We start from the raw sequence: 21,537 nt of genomic DNA, 5'->3' as shown, positions 1-21,537 counted from the left end.
TCCGGACCCTGAGCAGCGCACGTTTCGGTGCCGTGCCGCTCAAGGTGACCTCGAAGCAACCTGGCGCTCACCGGGCCGGGGGCGGCCCGGTGAGCGGGGCGGTCAGGTCCGGGCGGCGCGGGTGGTGCCGTTGGGCCAGAGCCTGGGGCGCCGCTTGGCGGCCAGGTCCTCGACCCAGCCGACGGCGAGGATCATCAGCCCGATCAGCGGCCAGACGACGATCAGCGCCAGGGCGTTGTCGGCCCGCTCGATGTAGGTGCCGAGGTGGTCGCCGACCCAGGGCACGTCCCAGAGCAGGTCGATGATCGGGAAGGTGGCCATCAGCAGCATGTTGTGCCAGAGGTAGATGGTCACCGCCCGGTTGTTGGCGAGGGTGATCAGGGTGTCCCAGCCCGCCAGCCGGGGCGGCAGCGTCCGCCAGGAGGGCGCGTACTGGAGCAGAATCATGCAGAAGCCGAGCGACCAGGTGGCCTGGGCGAGCGGGATCTCGTCGAGGTTCCAGCCCTCCTCGGTGAGGTGGTGCGCGCCCCACCACAGGGCGAAGGCCATGAGCATCGCGGCCAGCGAGACCGCGAGGTAGCGCGGAACGGTCTTCAGCAGCCCGTCGTGGTGCGCGAAGCCGAGAATCCAGCAGGAGCCGAACACCGCGAAGTCGACCAGGCCCTCCCCGGCCGAACCGGGCACGGTGACGAGCCCGGTGCCGATGACGGCGGTGAGGCCGATCGGGGCGAGCAGGGTCACCCAGGGCACCTTCCGGAACGCCTTGAGCAGCAGCGGGGAGGCCAGGACGAACCACAGATAGGCGCGGATGTACCAGAGCGGCCCTATGGCCTGCTCGGCCCAGGAGGTCTCCAGCCAGCCGCCCTCGGAGCCGTTCTCCCAGGGGAAGGGCGGGGTGCCGATCGGGAGGAGGTAGCAGCCCAGCTTGAGGAACCACCAGATGCCCTCCTCGCGCACCGGTTTCCAGCCGAGCAGGAAGACCATGGGCACGACGACGGCGGCGAACGCCCACATCGGCGGCAGCAGCCTGCGGACGCGGGAGCGGATGACGCTCCACGCGGGCCGGGCCAGCGAGCGCGCCATCAGCGATCCGGCCAGCGCGAACATGACGCCCATGGACGGGAAGATCACGGTCAGCCAGGCCCAGCCGAAGAGGTGGAAGATCACCACCCGGACCAGGGCGACGGCGCGCAGCAGGTCGAGATAGCGGTCCCGGCCGGACCCGGCGGGCGCGGGGGCCGGGGCGGGTTCGGCGGGGGCGGGCGCGGTGACGGCGGCGGGCTCGGTGACCATGGCGGGCTCGGGGGCGGGGGCGGGGCGTACCGCGCGCAGCGCCATCGTCCGCTCGTTCCCGTGCGGCTCTCCGTACGGCCGCTGTGTGTGCGTCATGCGACGGGCCTCCGGTCGTGGGCGGGTCCGCGCTGGGCCTGTGTCGCGCCGGGCGCCTCGACGACGACCCCGGTGCGGCGCAGCTTCTGCCAGCGCAGCCGGCCGCCGGTGAGCGCGGTGATCCAGGACTGGAGCAGGACGACGTACATGAGCTGCCGGTACAGGACCTGCTGGAGGGGCAGCGAGAGCAGATGCGTCATGCGTTCCCGGTCGAGCCGGAAGGCGTACGCGGCGCACACGGCCTGGACCGCGAGGACGCCGAGCCAGGCGACGACGGTCTTCTCGGTGGGCCCGAAGACGAGCCCGTACAGCAGGAAGACGTCGATGAGCGGGGCGAGCAGCGGGGCGACGACCATGAACAGCGAGACGAACGGCAGCCCGACGCGCCCGAACCGGCCCGAGGGCCCGCGCTCGATGACCGCGCGGCGGTGCTTCCAGATGGCCTGCATCGTGCCGTACGACCAGCGGTAGCGCTGGGACCAGAGCTGCTGGACGGTCTCCGGCGCCTCGGTCCAGGCGCGGGCGTTCTCCGCGTAGACGACGCGCCAGCCGTCCCGGTGCAGGGCCATCGTGACGTCGGTGTCCTCGGCGAGGGTGTCCTCGCTGATGCCGCCGACCCGCTCCAGCGCCTCGCGCCGGAACGCCCCGACCGCGCCGGGGATGGTGGGCATGCAGCGCAGCACGTCGTACATGCGGCGGTCGAGGTTGAAGCCCATCACGTACTCGATGTGCTGCCAGGCACCGATGAGCGAGTCGCGGTTGCCGACCTTGGCGTTGCCGGCGACGGCCCCGACGCGGGGGTCGCCGAAGGGCTGGACCAGCTCGCGGACGGTGGACGGCTCGAAGACCGTGTCGCCGTCCATCATCACGATGATGTCGTTGCGGGCGTGCGCGATGCCGTTGTTCAGGGCGGCGGGCTTGCCCGCGTTGCGCTGGCGCACCACCCGGACGTTGGGCAGCCGCATCCGCTGGACGATGTCCGCGGTGCCGTCCGTGGAGCCGTCGTCGATCACGATGACTTCGACCGGATAGTCGCTTGCCAGCAGCGAGCGCACCGTGTTCGCGATGCACTTTTTCTCGTTGTACGCGGGCACCAGGACGGTCACCGTACGGGTGACGGGCTCGCCCCACTCGAAGCCGCGTCTGCGGACCCGGCGGGCGTGGACGAAGGAGAGCACCAGCATCAGCCCGAAGCGGGCGAAGACCAGCACGCCGATGACGGCGAGCCCGGCGACCATCACATCGGTGAGGTGCTCCGAGACGCCCACGGCGTAGACGAACGCCTTGCCCTTCCACAGATCGAAACCGGTCACCCGGGTGTGCGCGCTGGGGGCGCCGAGCGCGTCGGTGAGGTTGGTGAACTCGTAGCCCCGCTCCTGCATCTGCGGCAGGAACTTCCCCAGGGCGGTGACGGTCTGCGACCGGTCGCCCCCGGAGTCGTGCATGAGGATGATGGCGCCCTTGCCGTGCTTGGGCGTGGCCCGCTCGATGATCGCGTCGACGCCGGGCCGCTTCCAGTCCTCGCTGTCGGTGTTGTTGACGACGGTGAGGTAGCCGCGGCTGCCGATGTACTGGGTGACCGGCCAGGACGCGTTGTCCATGGCGTCGGCGAAGGAGGAGTAGGGCGGCCGGAACAGCGAGGTGCGGATGCCGGCCGCTCCGGCGAGCACCAGCTGGTTCTGGGACAGCTCCCAGTCGATGCGGCCGGGTGACTGGTACGACAGGTCGGGGTGGTTGAAGGTGTGCAGCCCGACTTCGTGCCCCTCGTCGACCATGCGCCGCACCAGGTCCGGATAGCGCGAGGCCATGGTGCCGGTGACGAAGAAGACGCCGTGCGCGTCGTACTTCTTCAGCTCGTCCAGCACCTTGGGCGTCCACTCCGGGTCCGGCCCGTCGTCGAAGGTCAGCACGATCCGGTGGTTCGGGATGCGCAGGCTCTTCGCGGCCTCGGTGGTGCTGCGGGCGTCGATGACCGGCCCGCCCTCCAGGACCTGCTCGGGCACCCGGTCGGTCGCGACCGGCGGGCGGACGCGGTGGTCGGCGAGGATTTCGCTGTGCACATAGCCACGCAGCATCAGCATGGCGAGCAGGGCAACGAGGAACAGCAGCGGCAGCATGTAGCGCATGGGAAGTCTGCGCCGGCGGGTCTGCTTCTTCCTGTGGGTGTTGCGCCTGCCCCGTGGGGCAGGATTGGTCATCTACTCGACGCCTTCTTGTCCTTGCGCGGGGTCTGTGGGATCGCCGCCGGGGTCCGGGGACACCGGCGCGGGGCCGTCGTCACCGGCGGGGGTCGTCGTCTCCTGCTGCTGCTCCTGCCCGGAGAGCGGGAGGAAGGGGGCGCTGGAGTTGCCGCCGAGCACGGCCACGACGAGGGTCACCGCGTAACAGACGCAGACCGCGGCCAGGACCCAGCCGAAACGTCTCAGCGTCTTGCCGCGCCGGCCGCTCTCGTCCACGAAGACGGGGCCGTCGGAGCCTTCCGGAGCGGTGGGTTCCGGCAGCAGCTCGGAGAGCTGCCGTCCGATTCCGTCCAGCTGGATGGTGACTTCGTTCGGCTCGTGTGTGTGCCCCGCACGGGCACCTTCACGCCAAGTTTCCACTGTTGTACGCACTTCCCCCACTCAGGAACGGGTGCGTGCAACTGACCGGTCGTACGTCGCGCCGGACGGGCCCCCACCCTGTCCACGCGCCCCCTACCACAGTGCACCCGGTCCATGAATGTAGCGCACGCCGGGACGCTTCGAACCCGCCGGGAGCCGTTGTTCATGATGAGAGATACATCTGTTTTCGAACCGTGCTGCGCCCGCTGCCCCACGCCGGAGCAGCGTCCGAAATTCGACCGCACGTGCGATCTTATTCGTCGTCGTGCGGGCGCAGGGCACCGGCCACGGCCTCATCCAGAACTCCGCCGTCGAAGACGAACAAAAGCTGGTCGTCCCACGGCCTGTGGGGCGGCACCCAGTCCACGACCAGCGGCGCCCCCAGCGCAGATCGAGCCCCAGTTCCTCGCGCGGTTCCCGGCGCGCCCGGTTGAGCCGGACCGGGAGCTCCGCCACCTGCCGGTACACGCGACAGACCAGGGCGTCCGTCACCCTAGCAGGAGAGCGGTGGCGTCCTCGCTTGCGGTGGTAAGGGCCTGATCGAGGTGTTCGGGACAGCGACCGCCCGCGCTGGCGAGGGCTCCGGTGCCGCCGCCTCCGCCGCCGACCGCCTTCGCGGCGCGGGCGATGACCTGGGCGGCCTGGATACCGCGGCCGAGCAGGTGAGGTGTGATGGCAGCGACGAGCAGGGCCTTGCCGGAGTGCTCCAGGGCCAGGACTACGACTGCGGGCCCGAAGGGCAGCTGGGCCAGGGTTTCGGAGACCAGCTGCCGCAGCTCGCCCGGCGTGACGCCGGTGACCCCCTGGGCGACGAGTTGCCCGCCGCCGGCCGGAAGCGCTGTGCCGGCGAGCCGTACGGCCTGGGAACGCAGTTCGGCGACCCGAAGTTGTCCCAGCTCGGCCTGGGCAGCGGCGAGAGCTTCCAGCCGCTTGTTCAAGGCCCTGGGGGCGTCGGCGGGGCGGGTACCGAGGAGGCCGGCGAGTTCGTTCAGCAGGCGGCGTTCGGTGTCCTGGTGGCACAGGGTGCCGTGGCCGGTGAGGGCTTCGACGCGGCGGAGGCTGGAGCCGATCGAGGATTCGGACAGGAGGCGGAAGGCGCCGACCTGCGAGCCGTGGGCGACGTGGGTGCCGCCGCAGAGCTCGCGGGAGAAGTCGCCGATGTCGACGATGCGGACGGTGTCGCCGTACTTCTCTCCGAACAGGGCAATGGCGCCGGCGGCCTCGGCTTCGGCACGGTCGGCGTACCAGGCCCGCGCGTTCGGGTCGTCGAGGACGTGGCCGTTGACGGCCTGCTCAATCTGGTGGAGCTGGTCGGGGGTGAGGGCGGTGAAGTGGGCGAAGTCGAAGCGGAGCCGGTCGGGCTCGACGAGGGAGCCCTGCTGGCGGGCGTGCTCGCCGAGGGTGGCCCTGACGACGGCGTGCAGGATGTGGGTGGCCGAGTGCGACCGCATCAGGCCGGCCCGGCGTTCGGCGTCCACGGCGGCTTCGCCGACGGCGCCGGTGCGGAGTTCGCCTGCAAGCACGCTGGCGGTGTGAACGCGGAAGCCTTCCAGGCCGTAGCGGGTGTCGGTGATCTGCAGGCGGGTGCCGTCGCCCATGGTCAGGGTGCCGGTGTCGCCGATCTGGCCGCCGGCCTCGGCGTAGAACGGCGAACGGTCCAGTACGAGCTCGACCTCGGTTCCCTGCCCGGCGGTGGTGACGACAGTGCCGCCGGAGATGAGGCCGGTGACGGTGGCCTCGGCGTCCAAGTGCTCGTAGCCGAGGAACTCGGTGCGGGGCAGGCGGGAGGCCAGCTCGCGGTAGGCGTCCATCTTGCGCAGGGCTTCGGCCCAGTTCTCGTATAGCTACGGCCACCCGACAGGTAATGCTGAGTAACCATCCGGCGTCTGTTTGGATTCGCTCATTCCGCTTCTACTGACGGGTCGCCACGATGCGGTGATCCAACTGGCTGGGCGAAGGGGCAAAGGGTGCGTCAGGACTGGGAACCGGGAGAGCTCATTGAGGTCTGGACACTGCTCGAAGACGACATGAAGCGGCTGCGGAACAAGTCCGGGGCGAACAGACTGGGCTTCGCGATGCTGCTGAAGTTCTTCGAGGTTGAGGCCCGCTTCCCGGAGACCGACGGGGAAGTCCCGGCCGCTGCGGTGGGGTACGTGGCCCAGCAGGTGAAGGTGCCGGCGCAGGAGTGGGCGGGATACGACTGGCGGGGCCGGGCGGCCACCCGTCACCGAACGGAGATCCGTGACGCCTTCGGCTTCCGGGCGAACACGGAGGAGGACCAGGAGAAGCTGGCCGAGTGGCTGACGGCGGAGCTGTGCGGGGTGGAAATGTCCCGCGAGCGGCTGGCGGAGGCGGTCGTAGCCCGCTGCCGCAATGACCACATCGAGCCGCCGGCGCCGGGTCAGGTCGGCCGTCTGGTGGGCAAGGCGGTTAAGGACTTCGACGCGCAGTTCTGCCGCAACACCGTGGACCGGTTGTCCCACGCGACGCGTTCGCGGCTGGAGGATCTGGTCGCGGGCGGCGAGGAGGGCGCGGAACCGGCCGGGGACCAGGCAACAACAGGTGGCGGGCGCTCGTTCTTCACCGAGCTCAAGGCGGACCCGGGGGCGCCAGGGCTGGAGAGCTTGTTCGAGGAGGTGGACAAGCTCCAGCGGGTACGGAGACTGGAGTTGCCGACGGACCTGTTCGTGGACGTGTCGGAGAAGCAGGTGGACGCCTGGCGGGCGCGGACATCGAAGGAGTACCCGGCGAACCTGGAGCGGATGAAGCCGCCGATGCGCCTGACGCTGCTGGCCGCGCTGTGCCACGTGCGGCACACGGAGATCACCGACTCGCTGGTGGAGCTGTTCATCCAGCTGGTGCTGAAGATCAACACCAGGGCGGAGAAGAAGGTCGACAAGGAGCTGACGGGCGAGCTGAAGAAGGTGCGGGGCAAGGAGGCGATGATGCTGCGGGTCGCCGAGGCTGCTTTGTCCGAGCCCTCGGGCACGGTCCGCAAGGTGATCTAGCAGAAGGCTGCTTTTGGTCCTCTTCGGGCTGGGCACCAATATGGGCATCAAGCGTGTCGCGGTGACGGGCAAGCACGGCGAGTCCGAGGCGACGCTTCGCCGGGTGCGGCACCTGTTCGTGAACCGGGCCAACATGCGCGCCGCACTGGTCAAGCTGGTCAACGCCACCTTCGCGGCCCGCGACGAAATGTGGTGGGGCACCGGGACCGCCTGCGCCTCCGACAGCCGCAAGTTCGGCGCATGGTCGTCCAACTTCATGACGGAGTGGCACCAGCGATACCGAACTGGAGTAGGAGCGGGTTCCCCGGAGTTCTCCCTCGCCGCGTAGCCGCATCTCAGCAGCTCAGCGGACGCCTGGCCCCGCATCCCGAGCTGTGCAGGATTCTGCGAGTGCCTACAAGATCCCTGGAGAGATTCGTGTAATCTGCCATGCTGTGGTGGATTCCAGGACACGCCTGCTGTCCGTCGTACGCCCCGCCCCGGCCGGCGACGGTGAAGTCCCCGCCGAGGTGCCGGTGCTGGAGCCGGGCCTGGCGGACGTCGTCACGCTGCAGCGGCGTCAGTCGGCCGCGCTCACTGACGGGGATGAGGAGTCCTTCTTCCTGGACACCGTCGCTGAGTACCAGTGGGCCCGGGACGCGGCCGGGCTGGCGGTGACGACGCTGGACCGGCTAGTCAAGCCGGTCATCGAGATCTGCCAGCACTACGGGCTAGTGCCGTGGCAGCTCAACCCGCGGCAGGTCGACCGGTATTTCGCCGGGCCGGGCAAGCGCGGCCGCTCCACGGTCCGGCAGAAGATGAACCAGATCGACCACTACTTCGCGTTCCTCGAACAGCGCTATGCCGGAGAGATCGCCCGTCGGTTCGGGGCCGCTGTCGAGTCGCCCATCGACCCGTTCAACCGGCCGAAGCACCGCGGGGACTTCGGGCTGCGGGTGCCGCCGTCGCAGCGGGCCACCCGGGAGTTCTTCGCCAGTTGGCGCGACTCGTTGGAGGACGCGCGCAAGCCCGTCATCGCCCGCCGCGACTACGTGATGGGCAAGCTCACCTACATCTCCGGCGTGCGGGCCGCCGAGCTGTGCGGCGTGTGCATCGGAGACGTGCACTGGGAGTCCGGGCAGTGGGGCCGCTTCCTGGTCAACGGCAAGGGCGCCCACGGTTCAGGCCCCCGGCAGCGGGAGGCTTACCTGTTCCAGGAGGGCCGGGACCTGCTGTGGCGGTGGATCGAGGAGGTCCAGGGCGAGTTCAGCGACGACCCGGAGGACCCGAGGGCGCCGTTGTTCCCTTCCGAGCGCCTGCCGCCGGCGGTCGCGGCGCTGAACGTGCCGACGCCGGGGATCGCGGTGACGCCGTCGACCTTCCGGAAGGCGCTGAAGACGGCCGGGCAGCGATTCCTCACCGGCCCGGTCACTCATCTGCATCCCCACCTGCTAAGACACGCTTGCGCGACCCACAACTATGAGCGCGGGATGTCGCTGTGGGAGGTGCAGAAAATGCTCGGTCACGACCGGCCCACGACCACGGTTTCGTACCTCGCGACCGCCCATGCGGATCCTGAGGTGGCGAGCCTGGCCGCTTCCGGGCGGGCCGTGCAGCGACTGGTGATGGACAAGGGGAATCTGCGGTGAAGTGGAATCTGCGCTGGGCAGCGGCCAAGCGTGACATCTGGCGGCCGAGCAATCTGCTGGCCGCGTTCCAGCAGGTCGGCTTCAACCCGTCGTTGAGCAAGGTCGCCGCTCTGTGGGGCGGCAAGCCGATCTCGGTGAGGCTGGACGACCTGGACAAGATGTGCGCCGCGCTGAACTGTACGGTCGCCGATCTGCTGGAGGCCGAGCCGCTGGCCGCCGCCGACGGAGGAGGGCGGGAGGCCGGCAAGCGGGCGGTGGGGGCCGAGGACGGAGCGGACCGGCCGGTCCGACCGGTCCCACGCAAGGGCCAGGGCCGCTCACGCCGGTCGCTGCCGCCGAACTGACGCCGTGGCGCGACGGAAGACATGGCCCGTCGGGCAGTGCCGGGTCTGCCTGGGCTGGGGCGAGAAACCGCAGTACGCCGACTGCGTCGCCTGCTCGTCCTGGCGGCATCTGCATCCCGAGCAGGCACCCTGTCGCCGCTGCGGGCACACCGGCCACCTCAACACCGACGGGCTGTGCCGTCTGTGTCTGCAGGCCATCCGGACTTTCGACGCCGGATGGATCGCCGACCCTGTCGTCGGGCGGCCGTGCCAGCTCGCGCTGATCCTGCCCGGCGTCCGTCTGCCGAGGTCGCAGCCGATCGACCGCCCGCTGAAGGGGCGGCCGCGCGACGCGAGCCGGCCGCGGTCCTGGCTGGACCGTCAGCGGATCGCGTCGGCCGAGCCGAGCGACGACCCGCGCGTGTGTCCACCGGCCGTACGCGGCCAGCTCCTCCTGTTCCGCCCGCGCCGACAGCTCGCCCAGGAGCACGTCCGGCGCATCCGCGACCGGGACCTCGCCGGCTACGACCGCCTCCAGGCCATCGCCATCGCCCAGGCCACCGAGCAGAGCTTCAGCAAGATGTGGTGGCGGGCGGCCTGCTGGATGATCCGGCTGGCGCTGGCCGTCCGGGACGCCGACGGCGAGGACCTGGTCGCCGAGGAAGTCCTCGACGATCTGCCCCGCAGTCAGAACGCGGTCGCCGACATCCTGCGCGAGGCCGGTCTTCTCCGCCCCCGCCTTCGCCGTCGGCCCGCCATCCCGCCCAAGCCGCACCGCAGCTGCCGACACTGCGACTGCTGGGGCTTCCGCTCCGTCTGCTCGGGCTGCAGCAACTGGAGCACGTGGCCAGGCAGGCACCCGGTCGGCGACTGCGGTCGCTGCGGACGCCGAAGCGTCCCGCTACGGAACGGCATCTGCCGGGCCTGCTGCCTCCACATCGACCAGCACGGCCCCGACGCACGAAAAGAGACATGGACCCAACTGTGGTTCGGCGGCGACCTCGCACCCAGGCTCGCGATCCGCCCCGGGGCCCTCGGCTACGACGCACCGCACCACAAGGCCCGGCAACGAGCCGCCGCCGCGCGCCCGCCCGCACCACCGACATCGCCGCACCTGGTGAACCCGGCCCAGACCACGCTGTTCGACGCCCGACGCGACTGGACCTGCATCACCGTCGGCGAGCTGGACCGCCTGCCTTCCCTCACCCCCGCCGCCGAGGCTCTGCTCGACGACTTCCGGCACCACGCGAAGCAGCAGGGCTGGGACGAACAGGTGCGGCGTCTCGCAGCCCGCAGCCTGCGCATCCTGCTGGCCCGCCTCGGCGCCGACGCCCCCATCCACGAGGCCGACAACCGGTCGCTGCCCGCCGACCGGCCCGGCACCAGCGCACGACGAATCCTGCAGTTCCTCACCCGCCGCGGCCTGGTCGTCCCCGACCCCGCCCGCCAGGTCGACATCCACCAGCGGGCCATCGAACAGCGCATCCAGACCTTCCCCGAGGACATCGCGGACGAACTCCGCAGCTGGGTCCTTGTCCTGCGCGGCGAAGGCCGCCGCGAACACCCCGCGATGCCGTTCGAGACGATCCGCAAGTACCTCGGCTACCTCCACCCGGTCCTGACCGCTTGGGCTGACCGCGTCACCAGCCTGCGCGAGGTCACCAAGGACGACATCCGGGACGCCCTCACCCAGCGGCCCGGCCCGACGGGCCGGGATCTCCTCAGCGCACTGCGCAGCCTCTTCCAGGCCCTCAAGCAGGAACGGCTGATCTTCCGCGACCCCACCCGCGGGACCTCGCTGTCCACCTCCGAACGCCTGCCCGTCCCCATCCCCACCGACCGGCTCCACGGCCTGATCGACCGAGCCGGCACACCGATGGCCAAGCTCGTCGTCGCGCTCGTCGCCATCCACGGGCTCGGCCGACGTGAGACCCGCTGCCTCCTCCTGGCCGATCTCGACATCGCCCGCGGCCGTCTGACGGTCCGGCGGGATCTACGGCACACCGTCTACCTCGACGAACTCACCCACATCCTCGCGAGCGACTGGCTCCGCGACCGCCACCAGCGGTGGCCCCTGACGGCCAACCCCTACCTGCTGGTCAGCCAGCAGACCGCGGCCGACGACAGGCTCCCGCCCGTCTCCACCATGGTCATGAACGACATCTTCCGGCCGCTCGGCCTGACTCTGTCCAAGCTCCGCCAGGACCGCATCCTCGACGAGGCCCGCCAGACCGCCGACCCCGTCCACCTCATGCGCGTCTTCGGCATCGCCGCCGAGACCGCGATGAAGTACATCTACGCAGCCCACCCCGAGCACCGGCCCGCCCTCTGGCGATAGCCACCGAAGCCGAGGACGGCGGCAACCACCGACGTCCCATCCACCCGATCACTACAATCCGACTATGGGTGATCACGATGCGCCGATCTGGCCGGAGACGTTGCAGCGGCCGCAGACCACGGCAAAGATCGTCTTCCTTGACCTGAACCACTGGATTGCGCTGGCACAGGCCCACACCGGACATGAGAATGGCGCGGGGCATCAAGCCGCGCTGAAGGCGTGCCGTGACGCCCGACAACTCGGCACGGCCACCTTCGTTCTCACCGACTCCAATCGGTTCGAACTCCAGAAGAAGGACACCCACGCAAAGCGGGCTGATGTTGCGGCTGTCATGGAAGAGCTCACCGGGTTCGCCACCTTGCCATCGCGGTTCACCATCCTGAAACTGGAGTTCGACGCCGCGGTGACCAGCCTCTATGGACCGCCTGCGCGCCCGTTACCAACGGTCGACTTGGTCGGCCCGGGAGTCGGCTGGGCCATCGGTCAGCGCATCGAGCTCACTCCCTTCGGCCCTGATGGTCCGAACCGCGAAGAACTGCTTCAGTGGATCGGCCATGAGAATGAAGAGAAGTTCGACGCCCTGCTGGACGGCGCGCGGGTGTTGTTCGAGCGGCTCGCGTTGCAGGGCCTCACACCTGAGCTATCAGCAAGCCTGGAGGCGAAGGGATGGGACCGGAAACTCACGGAGAAGATCGCAGAGGAGCAAGCCCAGAGCGAGCGCGATCTCATGGACTCGCTCGATCTCTCGCAGTCCCTGCGGCGCCAGCTTGAGACCCTGGTCCCGCTCCGCGAATTCATCCACGGCATGACCTTCTTCGATGAACAGTTGCGCGACCGAGGGATGGACATCGACGCGCTCGCCAATGATCCGGTCGCATGCCTACAGGTGATCCGCTCCATGCCCAGCATGAACGTGACAGTCGACCTCAAGGTGCTCAACCACCGGATGAAGCGACCCTGGAAGTCGAACGACATTTTCGACATCAACACACTGGCAGTCGCCGTGCCCTACGCGGACGTGGTACTGGCCGACAAGCACTATGCCAACTTGCTGCGGGACCGCACACGTCTGGACCGACGCCTCGGCACAACCGTCTTCTCGAAGCTCACAGATCTCACCGTCTACCTGACCGCCCTGCCTGCGTCGTAAGCAGCCCGGTCCTCGACCTGCGACGCGGCCGGACGGCTCAGCTCAAGACCACGACCCGAACCGAACCCACCTGTCAGTTCTGCCATGATGGTGAAGAGCGAGGTGGGTTCACCTCTGATCCGCTCGCAGAATCCGCGAACCCGCGCGCTTCGGGCCCTGGGGTCATGATTTATTGGCATGTGGAACGCAAATCGGTGTGCATTTACAGCCAGTTGAGGTCCTGTTCGGCGTCCGAGGTCGCCGCGATGATCGAGGGCGTGCTGCGGCACTGCACCGACATGGAGGTCGACCGGCAGTACACCGACACGCATGGTGCCTCCATCGTCGGGTTCGCCTTCGCGCACATGCTGGACTTCAAGCTGATGCCCAGGCTGAAGAACATAGGGCGGGCACGGCTGTACCGGCCGGCCGCGGGTGAGGACAAGAACTGGCCCCACCTGGCCCCGGTGCTCTCCACCAGGACGATCGACTGGGATCTGATCGCCCAGCAGTACGACCAGATCGTGAAGTACACCACGGCGCTCCGCCTGGGTACCGCCGAGGCCGAGCAGGTCCTGCGCCGCTTCACCAAGGGAGGCCCCAAGCACCCGACCTACCTGGCGATCGAGGAGCTGGGGCGCGCGGTGCGTACGGCGTTCATCTGCGACTACCTCTCGGACGCGGACATGCGCAAGGAGATCGGTGAAGGTCTGCAGGTGGTGGAGAACTGGAACTCCGCGAACCAGGATCTGTTCTACGGCAAGGACGGCGATCTGACGGGGGCGGACAAGGAGAGCCAGGAGGTCTCGATGCTCGCCCTTCACCTCCTCCAGTCAAGTCTCGTTCATGTGAATACCTTGCTGGTACAGCAGGTATTGGCCGACCCGAAGTGGGTGGACAAGCTCACGGAAGCGGACCGGCGGGCGCTGTCCCCGCTGTTCTGGACCCATGTGAATCCGTACGGAAGATTCGAACTTGATATGAGCAGCCGTCTCGACCTGGACCTCGCCGCCACAGTGTCCGGACCACGCAGCCCGAGGAGTGAGGCCGCCTCGGGCACGGCTTGAAAAGAGGCGGGACACGTTCGATCTCGGCCCGCCCCCGCCGGTGTCCACGTGCGCGGGAGGGCCCAATAGTGTCCGTGGTGTCGCTGATGATAGTGAAGGCACAGTTGGCTAGAGGGAAGGCCGTCCGGAATCGCAGGGCCCCTCACTGAACTCGGCCCGCAGCAGCCAGAACAGACCCGAACCAAAGAATGTCGGGTACGCGACGCCCATGGCTGGGCAGCCCGACGACGGTCGTCGGGCTGCCCAGCCATGGCGTGATCGACCCGACCCGTGTTCCAATTCCCGTAAGCCCAGAGGGATTCGGGTCAGGGCAGGGTGCGCGGGTCGATTCCCCCGGGGGAAATACTGATTTCGGATACTCCCCGGTCGGTGATCCGGGCCGTACGGAGGTAGCCGCGCAGGAGGGTCATGGCCTGGTCGACGGCGTGGCCCGGTGTGGTGGCCCTGATCTGCAGAGTACCTCCGATCGACGCGGCTGCCGTGGTGTCGGGTCCGCCCGAGAGGTGCGCCTCCGCAACGAACTCCGGGTCGGTGTCCCCGCCCTGGTCACCGCTGCGGGTGTAGACATCGACGAGCGCCGTGCAGAGCGTATCGGCATCGCGTGCCTCGCCCTTGGCAAGCAGAAGCTGCACGTGGATTTCCCAGTTGCTCACCACTGCTCCTCGTCCTCAGAATTTCCTGTTGCTCAGGGCTTCTTGACCGTGACCACCTTGCTGGCCGCGCTGGCAACACTGGCACCACTCCTCGGCGCCACGATCTTGCCCGTGGAACTGCCCTGGAACTTCCCGGAGTACTGGACCTTCCTCCCGGATGTCTTGGGCGTGTAGAACGTGGCCTTGCCGCCGCCCGTCTTGATGGTCTTCGTCTCGGATGACGACGCGGCGACGTTCGGGCCGCCACCGCTGGCGTGCACCAGCGAGCCGTTTACTTTTACCTGCACCGTCGGAATGTTCCCGTAGCACTGCACCCGGGTCTTGTAGATGACGCTCTTCGCACCCTTCGACCAGTGCGGCGTGTCCGCAGTCACCTTGCACCAGGCCGTCTTGATCGACGTCGTCGGAGCCTTGGCGACCTCCGGGGCATCCGGCACCTCCTCCTCGAACTCCAGCACAGTCACGCTGGGATCCCCCGTGGGGGCCTCCCCCTCGTACGGCGCTACCGGAGCCGCAGGCTGCGTCACAGGCGCCTACGCGTCGGCGGATGCCGCGGGAGCCGCGATCAGTCCTCCGGCCAGGAGCACCGTGCCCACAGCACCGACAACCGACGTACGCCCCATGGATATTCGCATCCAGATTCGCCCTGATTCATGAAAGCTGAAAGATCATCCGCAGGCTATCCAGCACTTTCGGCCCGCACAACTTTCGCTCCGTCAGATACGGCAGCTGTAGATAGGTCTGTCGGTGCTCGTTGCTGCTGTTCAGCGGCTTGAGGGGGCGGGTGAGGGCATGAGGACGGCCGCCTTGATCATGACGTGGTGTGACGCAACATCAGAGCGAGACGGCCGCTTCGGCCACGGTAGACCACGAAGGCCACGACAGCGCGTTCAGGGGCCTGTTGGCCTCGGTGGCCGACTGCTTCGCCCGCTGTGAGACCCGGGAGACGTTCGCGCGGATGACCCGGGGCATGCTGATGGAGCTTGAGGACGTTAATTGCTGGAGCTTGTCCGAAGCGATCGGTGAGCGGGGCCCGCACCGCCTGCATCATCTGTTGTCCCGCGCGGTGTGGGACGAAGAAACGGTGCTGACGAGGACGGCGGCCTGGGCCGTGGGCCTGCTCGACGACGGCGACGGGATCCTGATCGCGGACGAGACGGGCGATGCGAAGTCCTCCACCGACGCGGTCGGCGCGGCCCGCCAGTACTCCGGCTCGGTCGGCGGCGTGGGCCTGTGCCAGGTCGCCGTGCACCTCACCTTCGCCACGACCGCCGGGCACTGCCTGATCAACCGGCGCCTGTACTTCACCCAGGAGTGGGCCGGTGACGAGGAACGCCGTGAACTGGCCGGCGTCCCCGACGAGCTGTGCTTCGCCACCAAGTCGCAACTCGCGGCGGACATGCTCCGCACCGCCGCCCAGCAGGGCATATCCGCCTCTTTCTTCCTGGGCGACGAGGTCTACGGCGGGCAGGAGCTGCGTACCGCCTGCCGCGAGCTTCACCTGGGCTACGTCGTGGGAGTGCGCTCCAACCACCACGTCACCACCCCAGCCGCGAAGCTGAGCGTGGCCAAGGCCGCCGCCCGGCTGCCGACACGGGCCTGGCAGCGCATGCGAACCGGGGCGGGACAGAAAGGCATCCGCGACTACGACTGGGCGATGATCGAAGTCACCGCCGACGACACCCCCGACGGGCACGACGACAAGGCGGGGACCTCGGTGCTGCTGGTCCGCCGGCACCGCTACACCCGCACCGTGTCCTACTACCGCTGCTACGCCCCCGGGCCGGTGACACTGGCGCGACTGGTGTCACTGGTGTGTCTCAGGTGGCGGGTGGAGGACGACTTCCAGGACGCGAAGGAGATCTGCCACCTCGACAAAGGCCAGGTCACCTGCTGGAACTCCTGGCACCGCTGGAGCGTGATCGCCCTGGTCGCCTACGCCTTCCTGGCCACCGCGGCCGCCCTGGAGCGCACCGCACAGGCCGACCGCGACGAACCCGGCGAGGCCGACCTCGTCCCCCTCAGCAGCCACGAACTCCACCGCCTGTTACGGGCCTTGACCCTTCCGCCGCCCCAGCGGGACCCCAACCACCTGCTGTGGTGGTCCACCTGGCGCCGCCGCCACCAACACCGCGCCCGCCTCTGCCACCGCCGCTGGCACGCGTACGCCGACACCGCACCATGATCAGAAGGCTCAGCGGCTATCTACAGCTGCCGTATCAGACACCGGTACTGCAGCCGGTATTGGCACGGTGAGTGGGCTCGATGACGGGACATATCAGCTCATGCAAGCTTATGTTTGGCGGTGGCGTCGCCAGCGGTTGTGCGACATCCCGTGAGTAGCCGCGAGTGACGCTCTGCTACATGGTCGATAGCGACTGATCGCTCAGCCCGCAGGGGCCGATTGTGCGGAGCGTTCCAGGACCCGGTACACCGTGGCCCGGCTGACGGAGAACAGCTCGGCGAGGTCGGCGATGGTGTGCTCGCCGCTGCGGCGCTCCTTGACGAGGCGGGCTTGCTGCCGGGGCGTCAGCTTGGGCTGCTTGCCCTTGGCGCGGGCCACCGCCATGCCCTCGCGGGTGCGCATCTGCAGGAGGTCCACCTCGAACTCGGCGAAGGTGGCCAAGATGTTGAAGAACATCTTGCCCATCGGGTCGGCCGGGTCGTAGATCCTGCCGCCCAGCGAGAGGACCACCCCGCGGCTCACGAGGGAGTCGCCGATGTCGCGTGCGTCGGGCACCGAGCGGGCGAGGCGGTCGAGTTTGGGCACCACTAGGGTGTCGCCGGAGCGCACCGAGGCCAGCGCCTGGTCCAGCCCGGGGCGCTCGCGTTTGGTTCCGGTCGGCCCCTTGTCGAGATAGATCCGGCCTTCCGGCACTCCGAGGTCCAGGAGCGTGTCCTTCTGTGCGGTGAGGTCCTGCATGTCGGTTGAGCATCGGGCGTAGCCCGTCATGAGTCCCGTCATGCTCCCCGAGAGTACGGATGGCCCCCGCTCACCGCACAGATCACCGGGCACCCTAAATGAGACGGTGATCGTGCAGGTCGGCATTTTCTGCCGTTCAAGATCACGCTTGTTCGCTGGAGGATCCCCTTACGAACAACCCTTCCAGAGGCGGGAGCCCCGCGCGCGGACAGAATCGGGGGAGCTACTCAGCGTTACTTGACGGGCAGCCGTAGCTATACGAGAACTGGGCCGCTTCGGCGGTCTTGGCCTTGCCTCCGGCCTTCGCCCGCTTCTTCTGCTCGTCCAGGAGTGCGGCGAAGCGGTCCTCGTCGACGGTCAGTCCGGCGTCGCCGGCGGCCTCGACGGTCAGCTCAAGGGGGAAACCGTAGGTGTCGGCGAGCTCAAACGCGGTCTCGCCGGGCAGGGCGGCCGAGCCGCTGTGCTGGGTGCGGCTGATCGCGGCGTCCAGCAGCCTCGTGCCCTGGGCGAGGGCGCGGGTGAAGGACTCTTCCTCGGCAGTGACGACCAGCTCGATCAGCGCGGCCTGGCCGGTCAGCTCGGGCCAGACACTGCCGAGGTTGCCGATCACCGAGGCGGTGGCAGCGGGCAGGACTGGGCCGTCGATGCCGAGCAGACGGGCGTGGCGGATCGCGCGGCGCATCAGGCGCCGCAGGACATAGCCGCGGCCGTCCTTGGCGGGCAGGACGCCGTCGGCGATGAGGAAGGCGATGGAGCGGGCGTGCTCGGTGATGACCTGGAAGGACACCTTCTCCTCGCCCTCGGCGGGAGCCTTGCGGCCCGCGAGGTCCTGGACGGTGTGGAAGGTGGGCAGAAGCAGGTCGGTGGTGCAGACGTTCTGGGCGTCCTGGAGGATCGCGGCGAGCCGGTCCAGGCCGAGGCCGGTGTCGACGCCCTTGCGGGTGAGCTCGCCAAGGATGGGGAAGTTGTCCTTCTTGTCGCCCTCGCCGCGCTGGAACTGCATGAAGACCAGGTTCCAGATCTCCACGTAGCGTTCGCCGTCGATGGCGGGGCCGCCCTCCTTGCCGAAGGCGGGGCCGCGGTCGTAGTTGACTTCCGAGCAGGGGCCGCAGGGGCCGGGGACGCCCATGGACCAGTAGTTGTCCTCCATGCCCAGGCGCTGGATGCGGGAGGCGGGGACGCCGATACGGCGCCAGATGTGCTCGGCCTCGTCGTCGTCCTCGAAGACGGTGATCCAGAGCTTGTCCTTCTCCAGGTTGTAGCCCTCGGTGAGGAGTTCCCAGGCGAAGGCGCAGGCGTCTTCCTTGGAGTAGTCGCCGAAGGAAAAGCTGCCCATCATCTCGAAGAACGTCGCGTGGCGGTTGGTACGGCCGACGTTTTCGATGTCGGAGGTGCGGGCGCACTTCTGGATGCTGGTCGCGCGGGGGAACGGCGGGGTCGTCTCACCCAGGAAGTAGGGCTTGAACTGGTTCATCCCGGCGTTGACCAGCAGCAGGGTCGGGTCGTCCGGGATCAGCGGGCTGGAGGGGACCAGTTGGTGGCCGCGGGAGGTGAAGAAGTCGGTGAAGGTCTGACGGATCTGCGTCGAGCGCATGGCTGGATGGCCTCACGGAAGAGTCACGGAAGGTGGGAGGGGAGATCACACGCCGAGCCGGGCCGAGAACAGGGACTGAGAGGGTTCTCAGTTCTCCAGCTCGACGCAGATAGCTCGCGCCCCCATGGGTCGCACCTTGTCTCCAGATCCGTTGATCACATCGGTGGTGCAGCAGACCGCCAGAGCGGCTGTCCTGGTCTGCTGCACCAACGACTGTAGCGGGTCCGGTGTCAAGATCACTTAGCGTGTGCGTGTCGTCGCCGTGAGCCCGCCGGTCGGGCAGGACGTGCAGTCCAGCAGGCCAGGCCCGATGAGGGCCGGGTCGTCCAGGACCGTGGCGGCCCCGGCCGCCTTGAGTGCGGCGGGTCCGGCATAGCCCCATGCGGCCCCGAGCGGGGTGATGCCGGCCGCGCGGGCGGCGGCGATGTCTCCGACGGTGTCGCCGAGGAACACCGTCTCGAACGGGGCGGCGCCGAGCTTGCCCAGGGCGAGCAGGAGCCCGTCCGGGGAGGGCTTGGGTTCGGCGTCCTCCCAGCGGACGGTCACGTCCAACAGCGCGAGAACGGCTCGAGGCAGCAGCCAGGGCAGCCGGGTGCGGGGCTGCAGGGTGACCAGGCCCGTCGCGATCCCGGCCGTCTTGATCGCCGTCAGCCCGTCCAGCACCCCCGGGAACGGGGCGGTGTTGGCGGCGGTGGCCAGGGCCGCGTCCCACCAGATGGAGCAGAGCTCGTCCGCCTTGGCGACGCCGAGTGCGGTCAGGACCTCCACCCGCGGGATGGTGAGCGCGTCCGGCGGCAGGTCTGCGGCGGTAATGCGGCGCCCCAGAGCGGCGGTCGCGACCCCGGCGAGGGCGCCCAGCATCGCGGTCCGGCTGTCCAGCAGAACCCCGTCCATGTCGAACAGCACCGCCCCCGTCACGACGCCGGCTCCTTGGCCGTGGGCAGGTCGGCCTCGGTCAGCAGCGGGTGGAGGGCGACGCCGTGCTCATCCAGCAGAAGCCTCCCGCCGAGTGGGCGTTCCAGTACGCACAGCGCGTGGGTGACCGGGGCTCCGGCAACCCGCAGTATCCGGGTCATGGCCAGCAGCTGGCCGCCGGAGCGGACCACGTCGTCGACCAGGACGACCTGCCGCCCGGTGACGTCGGCGCCCTCGATCTGCCGCTTGGAGCCGTAGCGCTTGGGCAACCGCCGCAGGAACGCGGCCGGCAGTCCGGTCGCGGCCGCCAGGGCGATGGCCAGGGGGACGCCACCCAGCTCGATCCCGGCCAGCACTTCGGCATCCTCGGGAACGAGGGCGGCCATCGCGTCGGCGACATCGTGCAGCAGCTGCGGGTAGGCGGCCAGGCGGTACTCGTCGAAGTACGCGTCCAGTACCTGTCCGCCTGCCAGGGTGAACGCGTCGGGGGCGTTCCCCCCGACCCGGTGCCGCAGGTCCTCATCGTGCAGATCGCGGCCCAGATCGAGGACCACTGCGGCCACCACCGTCTCAAGTGCCGCCGCCTCTCGGTGGGGTGGACCGTCGCCCAGGCCGTCGCCGCCACCCACCAGTTCGTCGAGGACGAGAACCTGGCCAAGGTGGGACTGTCCGAACGGTCCTGGAAGGACTGGGAGGCCGGCGGCCTGCCCAGCCCCGACTACCAAGACCTGCTGTGCCGTCTGCTGGCCACCAACCCCGTCGAGCTGGGATTCGCCCGCGACTACTCACCCGCCCCCGCGCAGGACCACGCCGATCCGCTTTGGAACGGGGACGGACCGGATGGAACCCTTCTCCAGGGGAAAACGGAAGGCACAGGTGCAAGTCCGCAGACCTTCACGGAGGTGGGGGCAACGAAACGTCGCGACGCGGTCAAGCTCGCCGGACTGGCCATGGTCTCCCCGGCCGCCGCATCCCAGATCCTCCAGCAGGCCGCCGCCGAGGCCATGGAGTTCACCCGGCAGGCCGAGGCGACCTCACTCGGCTCGGGAACCCTGGACCACCTCGACCTCGCAGTCACCGAGTTCAACCGGGCGTACTCGCTCAAGCCTCCCAGGGCCGTCTTCGACGCGGTGATGGACTACCGGCGCAAGGTCGACGCCCTCCTCAGAGGCCGCCACACCCACCGCCAGGAACGCGAACTGCTGGCGTTCGCCGGCTGGCTGTCCGAGCTCTTGGCGTGGCTCGCCCACGACCTCGGCGACGCCCGTACCGGCCTGGCGTTCACCACCGACGCCTTCGTCCACGGCCAGCAGGCCGGACACGGCCAGCTGTGCGCGTGGGCCATGGACGCCTCTGCCTCCATCAACCTGTACGAGCAGCGGCCCGGCAAGGCCCGAGACGCCGCCCTCAAGGGCCTCGTCGAGGCCCCGGCCACCCATCCGCTGACCGTGCGGCTGCACGCTCAGGCCGCCCGCGCGGCCGCCGCCGACGGTGACGCGGACGGCTTCACCACCGCCTACCGGGCAGCCGAGGATGCCTACCGGCTCCTGCCTCCCCGCTCGCCCCGCCGCTTCGGCATGGACGTGCTGCCGCTGGCCGACTACGCCCTCACCTCCTACCCAGCAACCTCGTGCATCTGGCTCGGCCAGGCCGAAGAAGCCCGCGAGCACGCCGAACAGGCCCTGGCGACCTACAAGGCCGCCCCAGCAGCATCGAGGTCCCCCAGCCGGGAGGCCATCGCCCGCATCGACATGGCCCTCGCCCATGCCCTTCTCGGCAACCCCGACGACGCCGTGGCGCTGGGCCACCAAGCCCTCGACTCCGCCCGCGTCGTCGACTCCGTACGCCACCGGGCCGGCGACCTCACCTCGTATCTCACCCGCCGCTACCCTCGCCAGGCCGCAGTCGAGGGCCTGCGCGAACGGCTGGCCACCACTGACGCGGCCGCCCGTCCGGTCCGCCCCTGACCG

At 69.1% G+C, this 21,537-nt stretch carries 18 protein-coding genes and 1 pseudogene; 9 read left to right on the top strand and 10 right to left on the bottom strand.

The genetic code is table 11. The features are described from left to right. Window positions 1-102: 102 nt before the first annotated feature. The 4 genes from DNK56_RS05685 to DNK56_RS05665 all read right to left on the bottom strand — a co-directional run bounded on the left by DNK56_RS05685 (window position 103) and on the right by DNK56_RS05665 (window position 5,800). A complete protein-coding gene (locus tag DNK56_RS05685) occupies window positions 103-1,389 on the bottom strand; it encodes an acyltransferase family protein (protein WP_111331008.1) in 1,287 nt (428 codons plus the stop codon). Beyond that, window positions 1,386-3,515, bottom strand: coding sequence for a glycosyltransferase (locus DNK56_RS05680; protein ID WP_446750451.1), 2,130 nt, complete (start codon window positions 3,513-3,515; stop codon window positions 1,386-1,388). Before DNK56_RS05680 ends, DNK56_RS05685 begins: the two co-directional genes overlap by 4 nt. 72 nt (window positions 3,516-3,587) lie before the next feature. Further along, complete coding sequence (locus DNK56_RS05675) at window positions 3,588-3,989, bottom strand: hypothetical protein (RefSeq protein ID WP_111331002.1); 402 nt, start codon at window positions 3,987-3,989, stop codon at window positions 3,588-3,590. A 488-nt stretch (window positions 3,990-4,477) separates the two neighbouring features. Beyond that, window positions 4,478-5,800 (bottom strand): alanine--tRNA ligase-related protein, encoded by a 1,323-nt coding sequence (locus DNK56_RS05665; RefSeq protein ID WP_111331000.1) that lies wholly within the window; start codon window positions 5,798-5,800, stop codon window positions 4,478-4,480. 156 nt (window positions 5,801-5,956) lie between these two features. Here DNK56_RS05665 and DNK56_RS05660 point away from each other — a divergent pair, with 156 nt between their 5' ends. The 7 genes and pseudogenes from DNK56_RS05660 (at window position 5,957) to DNK56_RS05635 (ending at window position 13,482) form a co-directional block, all read left to right on the top strand. After that, window positions 5,957-6,997, top strand: coding sequence for a DUF4158 domain-containing protein (locus tag DNK56_RS05660; RefSeq protein WP_158558544.1), 1,041 nt, complete (start codon window positions 5,957-5,959; stop codon window positions 6,995-6,997). A 1-nt stretch (window position 6,998) separates the two neighbouring features. Continuing rightward, window positions 6,999-7,277: pseudogene (locus DNK56_RS05655) on the top strand (Tn3 family transposase); the annotation flags it as partial. A 175-nt stretch (window positions 7,278-7,452) separates the two neighbouring features. Further along, entirely contained in the window at window positions 7,453-8,625 is a 1,173-nt protein-coding gene (locus DNK56_RS05650; RefSeq protein WP_111335499.1) for a tyrosine-type recombinase/integrase, read from the top strand. Then, window positions 8,622-8,969: a helix-turn-helix domain-containing protein gene (locus DNK56_RS05645; protein WP_111330993.1), complete on the top strand. Its 348-nt coding sequence runs from the start codon at window positions 8,622-8,624 to the stop codon at window positions 8,967-8,969. Before DNK56_RS05650 ends, DNK56_RS05645 begins: the two co-directional genes overlap by 4 nt. A gap of 4 nt (window positions 8,970-8,973) precedes the next feature. Continuing rightward, window positions 8,974-11,286 (top strand): site-specific integrase, encoded by a 2,313-nt coding sequence (locus DNK56_RS05640; RefSeq protein WP_111330992.1) that lies wholly within the window; start codon window positions 8,974-8,976, stop codon window positions 11,284-11,286. Between the two features lie 64 nt (window positions 11,287-11,350). Next, entirely contained in the window at window positions 11,351-12,436 is a 1,086-nt protein-coding gene (locus tag DNK56_RS34615) for a hypothetical protein (RefSeq protein ID WP_146610524.1), read from the top strand. Between the two features lie 17 nt (window positions 12,437-12,453). Then, the gene (locus tag DNK56_RS05635) at window positions 12,454-13,482 is read left to right on the top strand and encodes a Tn3 family transposase (protein ID WP_274543584.1); all 1,029 of its coding nucleotides are present in this window, start codon (window positions 12,454-12,456) and stop codon (window positions 13,480-13,482) included. Between the two features lie 305 nt (window positions 13,483-13,787). Here the strand turns inward: DNK56_RS05635 and DNK56_RS05630 are convergent, their stop codons facing one another. Both DNK56_RS05630 and DNK56_RS05625 read right to left on the bottom strand, forming a co-directional pair. Further along, on the bottom strand, window positions 13,788-14,135 hold the full coding sequence (locus tag DNK56_RS05630) for a hypothetical protein (RefSeq protein WP_111330991.1): 348 nt from the start codon (window positions 14,133-14,135) through the stop codon (window positions 13,788-13,790). A gap of 32 nt (window positions 14,136-14,167) precedes the next feature. Then, window positions 14,168-14,599 carry a hypothetical protein gene (locus DNK56_RS05625; RefSeq protein ID WP_146610525.1) on the bottom strand — a complete coding sequence of 144 codons (432 nt, stop codon included), beginning with the start codon at window positions 14,597-14,599 and terminating at the stop codon, window positions 14,168-14,170. A 359-nt stretch (window positions 14,600-14,958) separates the two neighbouring features. On the opposite strand from DNK56_RS05625, the gene DNK56_RS05620 reads away from it, so the two are divergent. Continuing rightward, window positions 14,959-16,320, top strand: a complete 1,362-nt coding sequence (locus DNK56_RS05620) for an IS701 family transposase (protein ID WP_111330989.1) — start codon at window positions 14,959-14,961, stop codon at window positions 16,318-16,320. 201 nt (window positions 16,321-16,521) lie between these two features. Here DNK56_RS05620 and DNK56_RS05615 read toward each other — a convergent pair whose 3' ends face one another. The 4 genes from DNK56_RS05615 to DNK56_RS05600 all read right to left on the bottom strand — a co-directional run bounded on the left by DNK56_RS05615 (window position 16,522) and on the right by DNK56_RS05600 (window position 20,121). After that, the gene (locus tag DNK56_RS05615) at window positions 16,522-17,100 is read right to left on the bottom strand and encodes a recombinase family protein (protein WP_111330988.1); all 579 of its coding nucleotides are present in this window, start codon (window positions 17,098-17,100) and stop codon (window positions 16,522-16,524) included. A gap of 181 nt (window positions 17,101-17,281) precedes the next feature. Beyond that, window positions 17,282-18,652: an alanine--tRNA ligase gene (alaS, locus tag DNK56_RS05610; RefSeq protein WP_241989772.1), complete on the bottom strand. Its 1,371-nt coding sequence runs from the start codon at window positions 18,650-18,652 to the stop codon at window positions 17,282-17,284. A gap of 240 nt (window positions 18,653-18,892) precedes the next feature. After that, window positions 18,893-19,570 (bottom strand): HAD family hydrolase, encoded by a 678-nt coding sequence (locus DNK56_RS05605; RefSeq protein ID WP_241989771.1) that lies wholly within the window; start codon window positions 19,568-19,570, stop codon window positions 18,893-18,895. After that, entirely contained in the window at window positions 19,567-20,121 is a 555-nt protein-coding gene (locus DNK56_RS05600; RefSeq protein ID WP_241989770.1) for an orotate phosphoribosyltransferase, read from the bottom strand. The genes DNK56_RS05605 and DNK56_RS05600 overlap by 4 nt, the downstream gene beginning before the upstream one ends. Here DNK56_RS05600 and DNK56_RS05595 point away from each other — a divergent pair. Beyond that, window positions 20,092-21,534 (top strand): tetratricopeptide repeat protein, encoded by a 1,443-nt coding sequence (locus DNK56_RS05595; protein ID WP_241989769.1) that lies wholly within the window; start codon window positions 20,092-20,094, stop codon window positions 21,532-21,534. The genes DNK56_RS05600 and DNK56_RS05595 overlap by 30 nt on opposite strands. The last annotated feature ends 3 nt before the right edge of the window (window positions 21,535-21,537 follow it).

The sequence above is a fragment of the Streptomyces sp. AC1-42W genome, assembly GCF_003248355.1.
In the GTDB taxonomy this organism is placed as follows: Bacteria; Actinomycetota; Actinomycetes; order Streptomycetales; family Streptomycetaceae; genus Streptomyces.
This window is presented reverse-complemented; position numbering and strand designations above follow the sequence as displayed.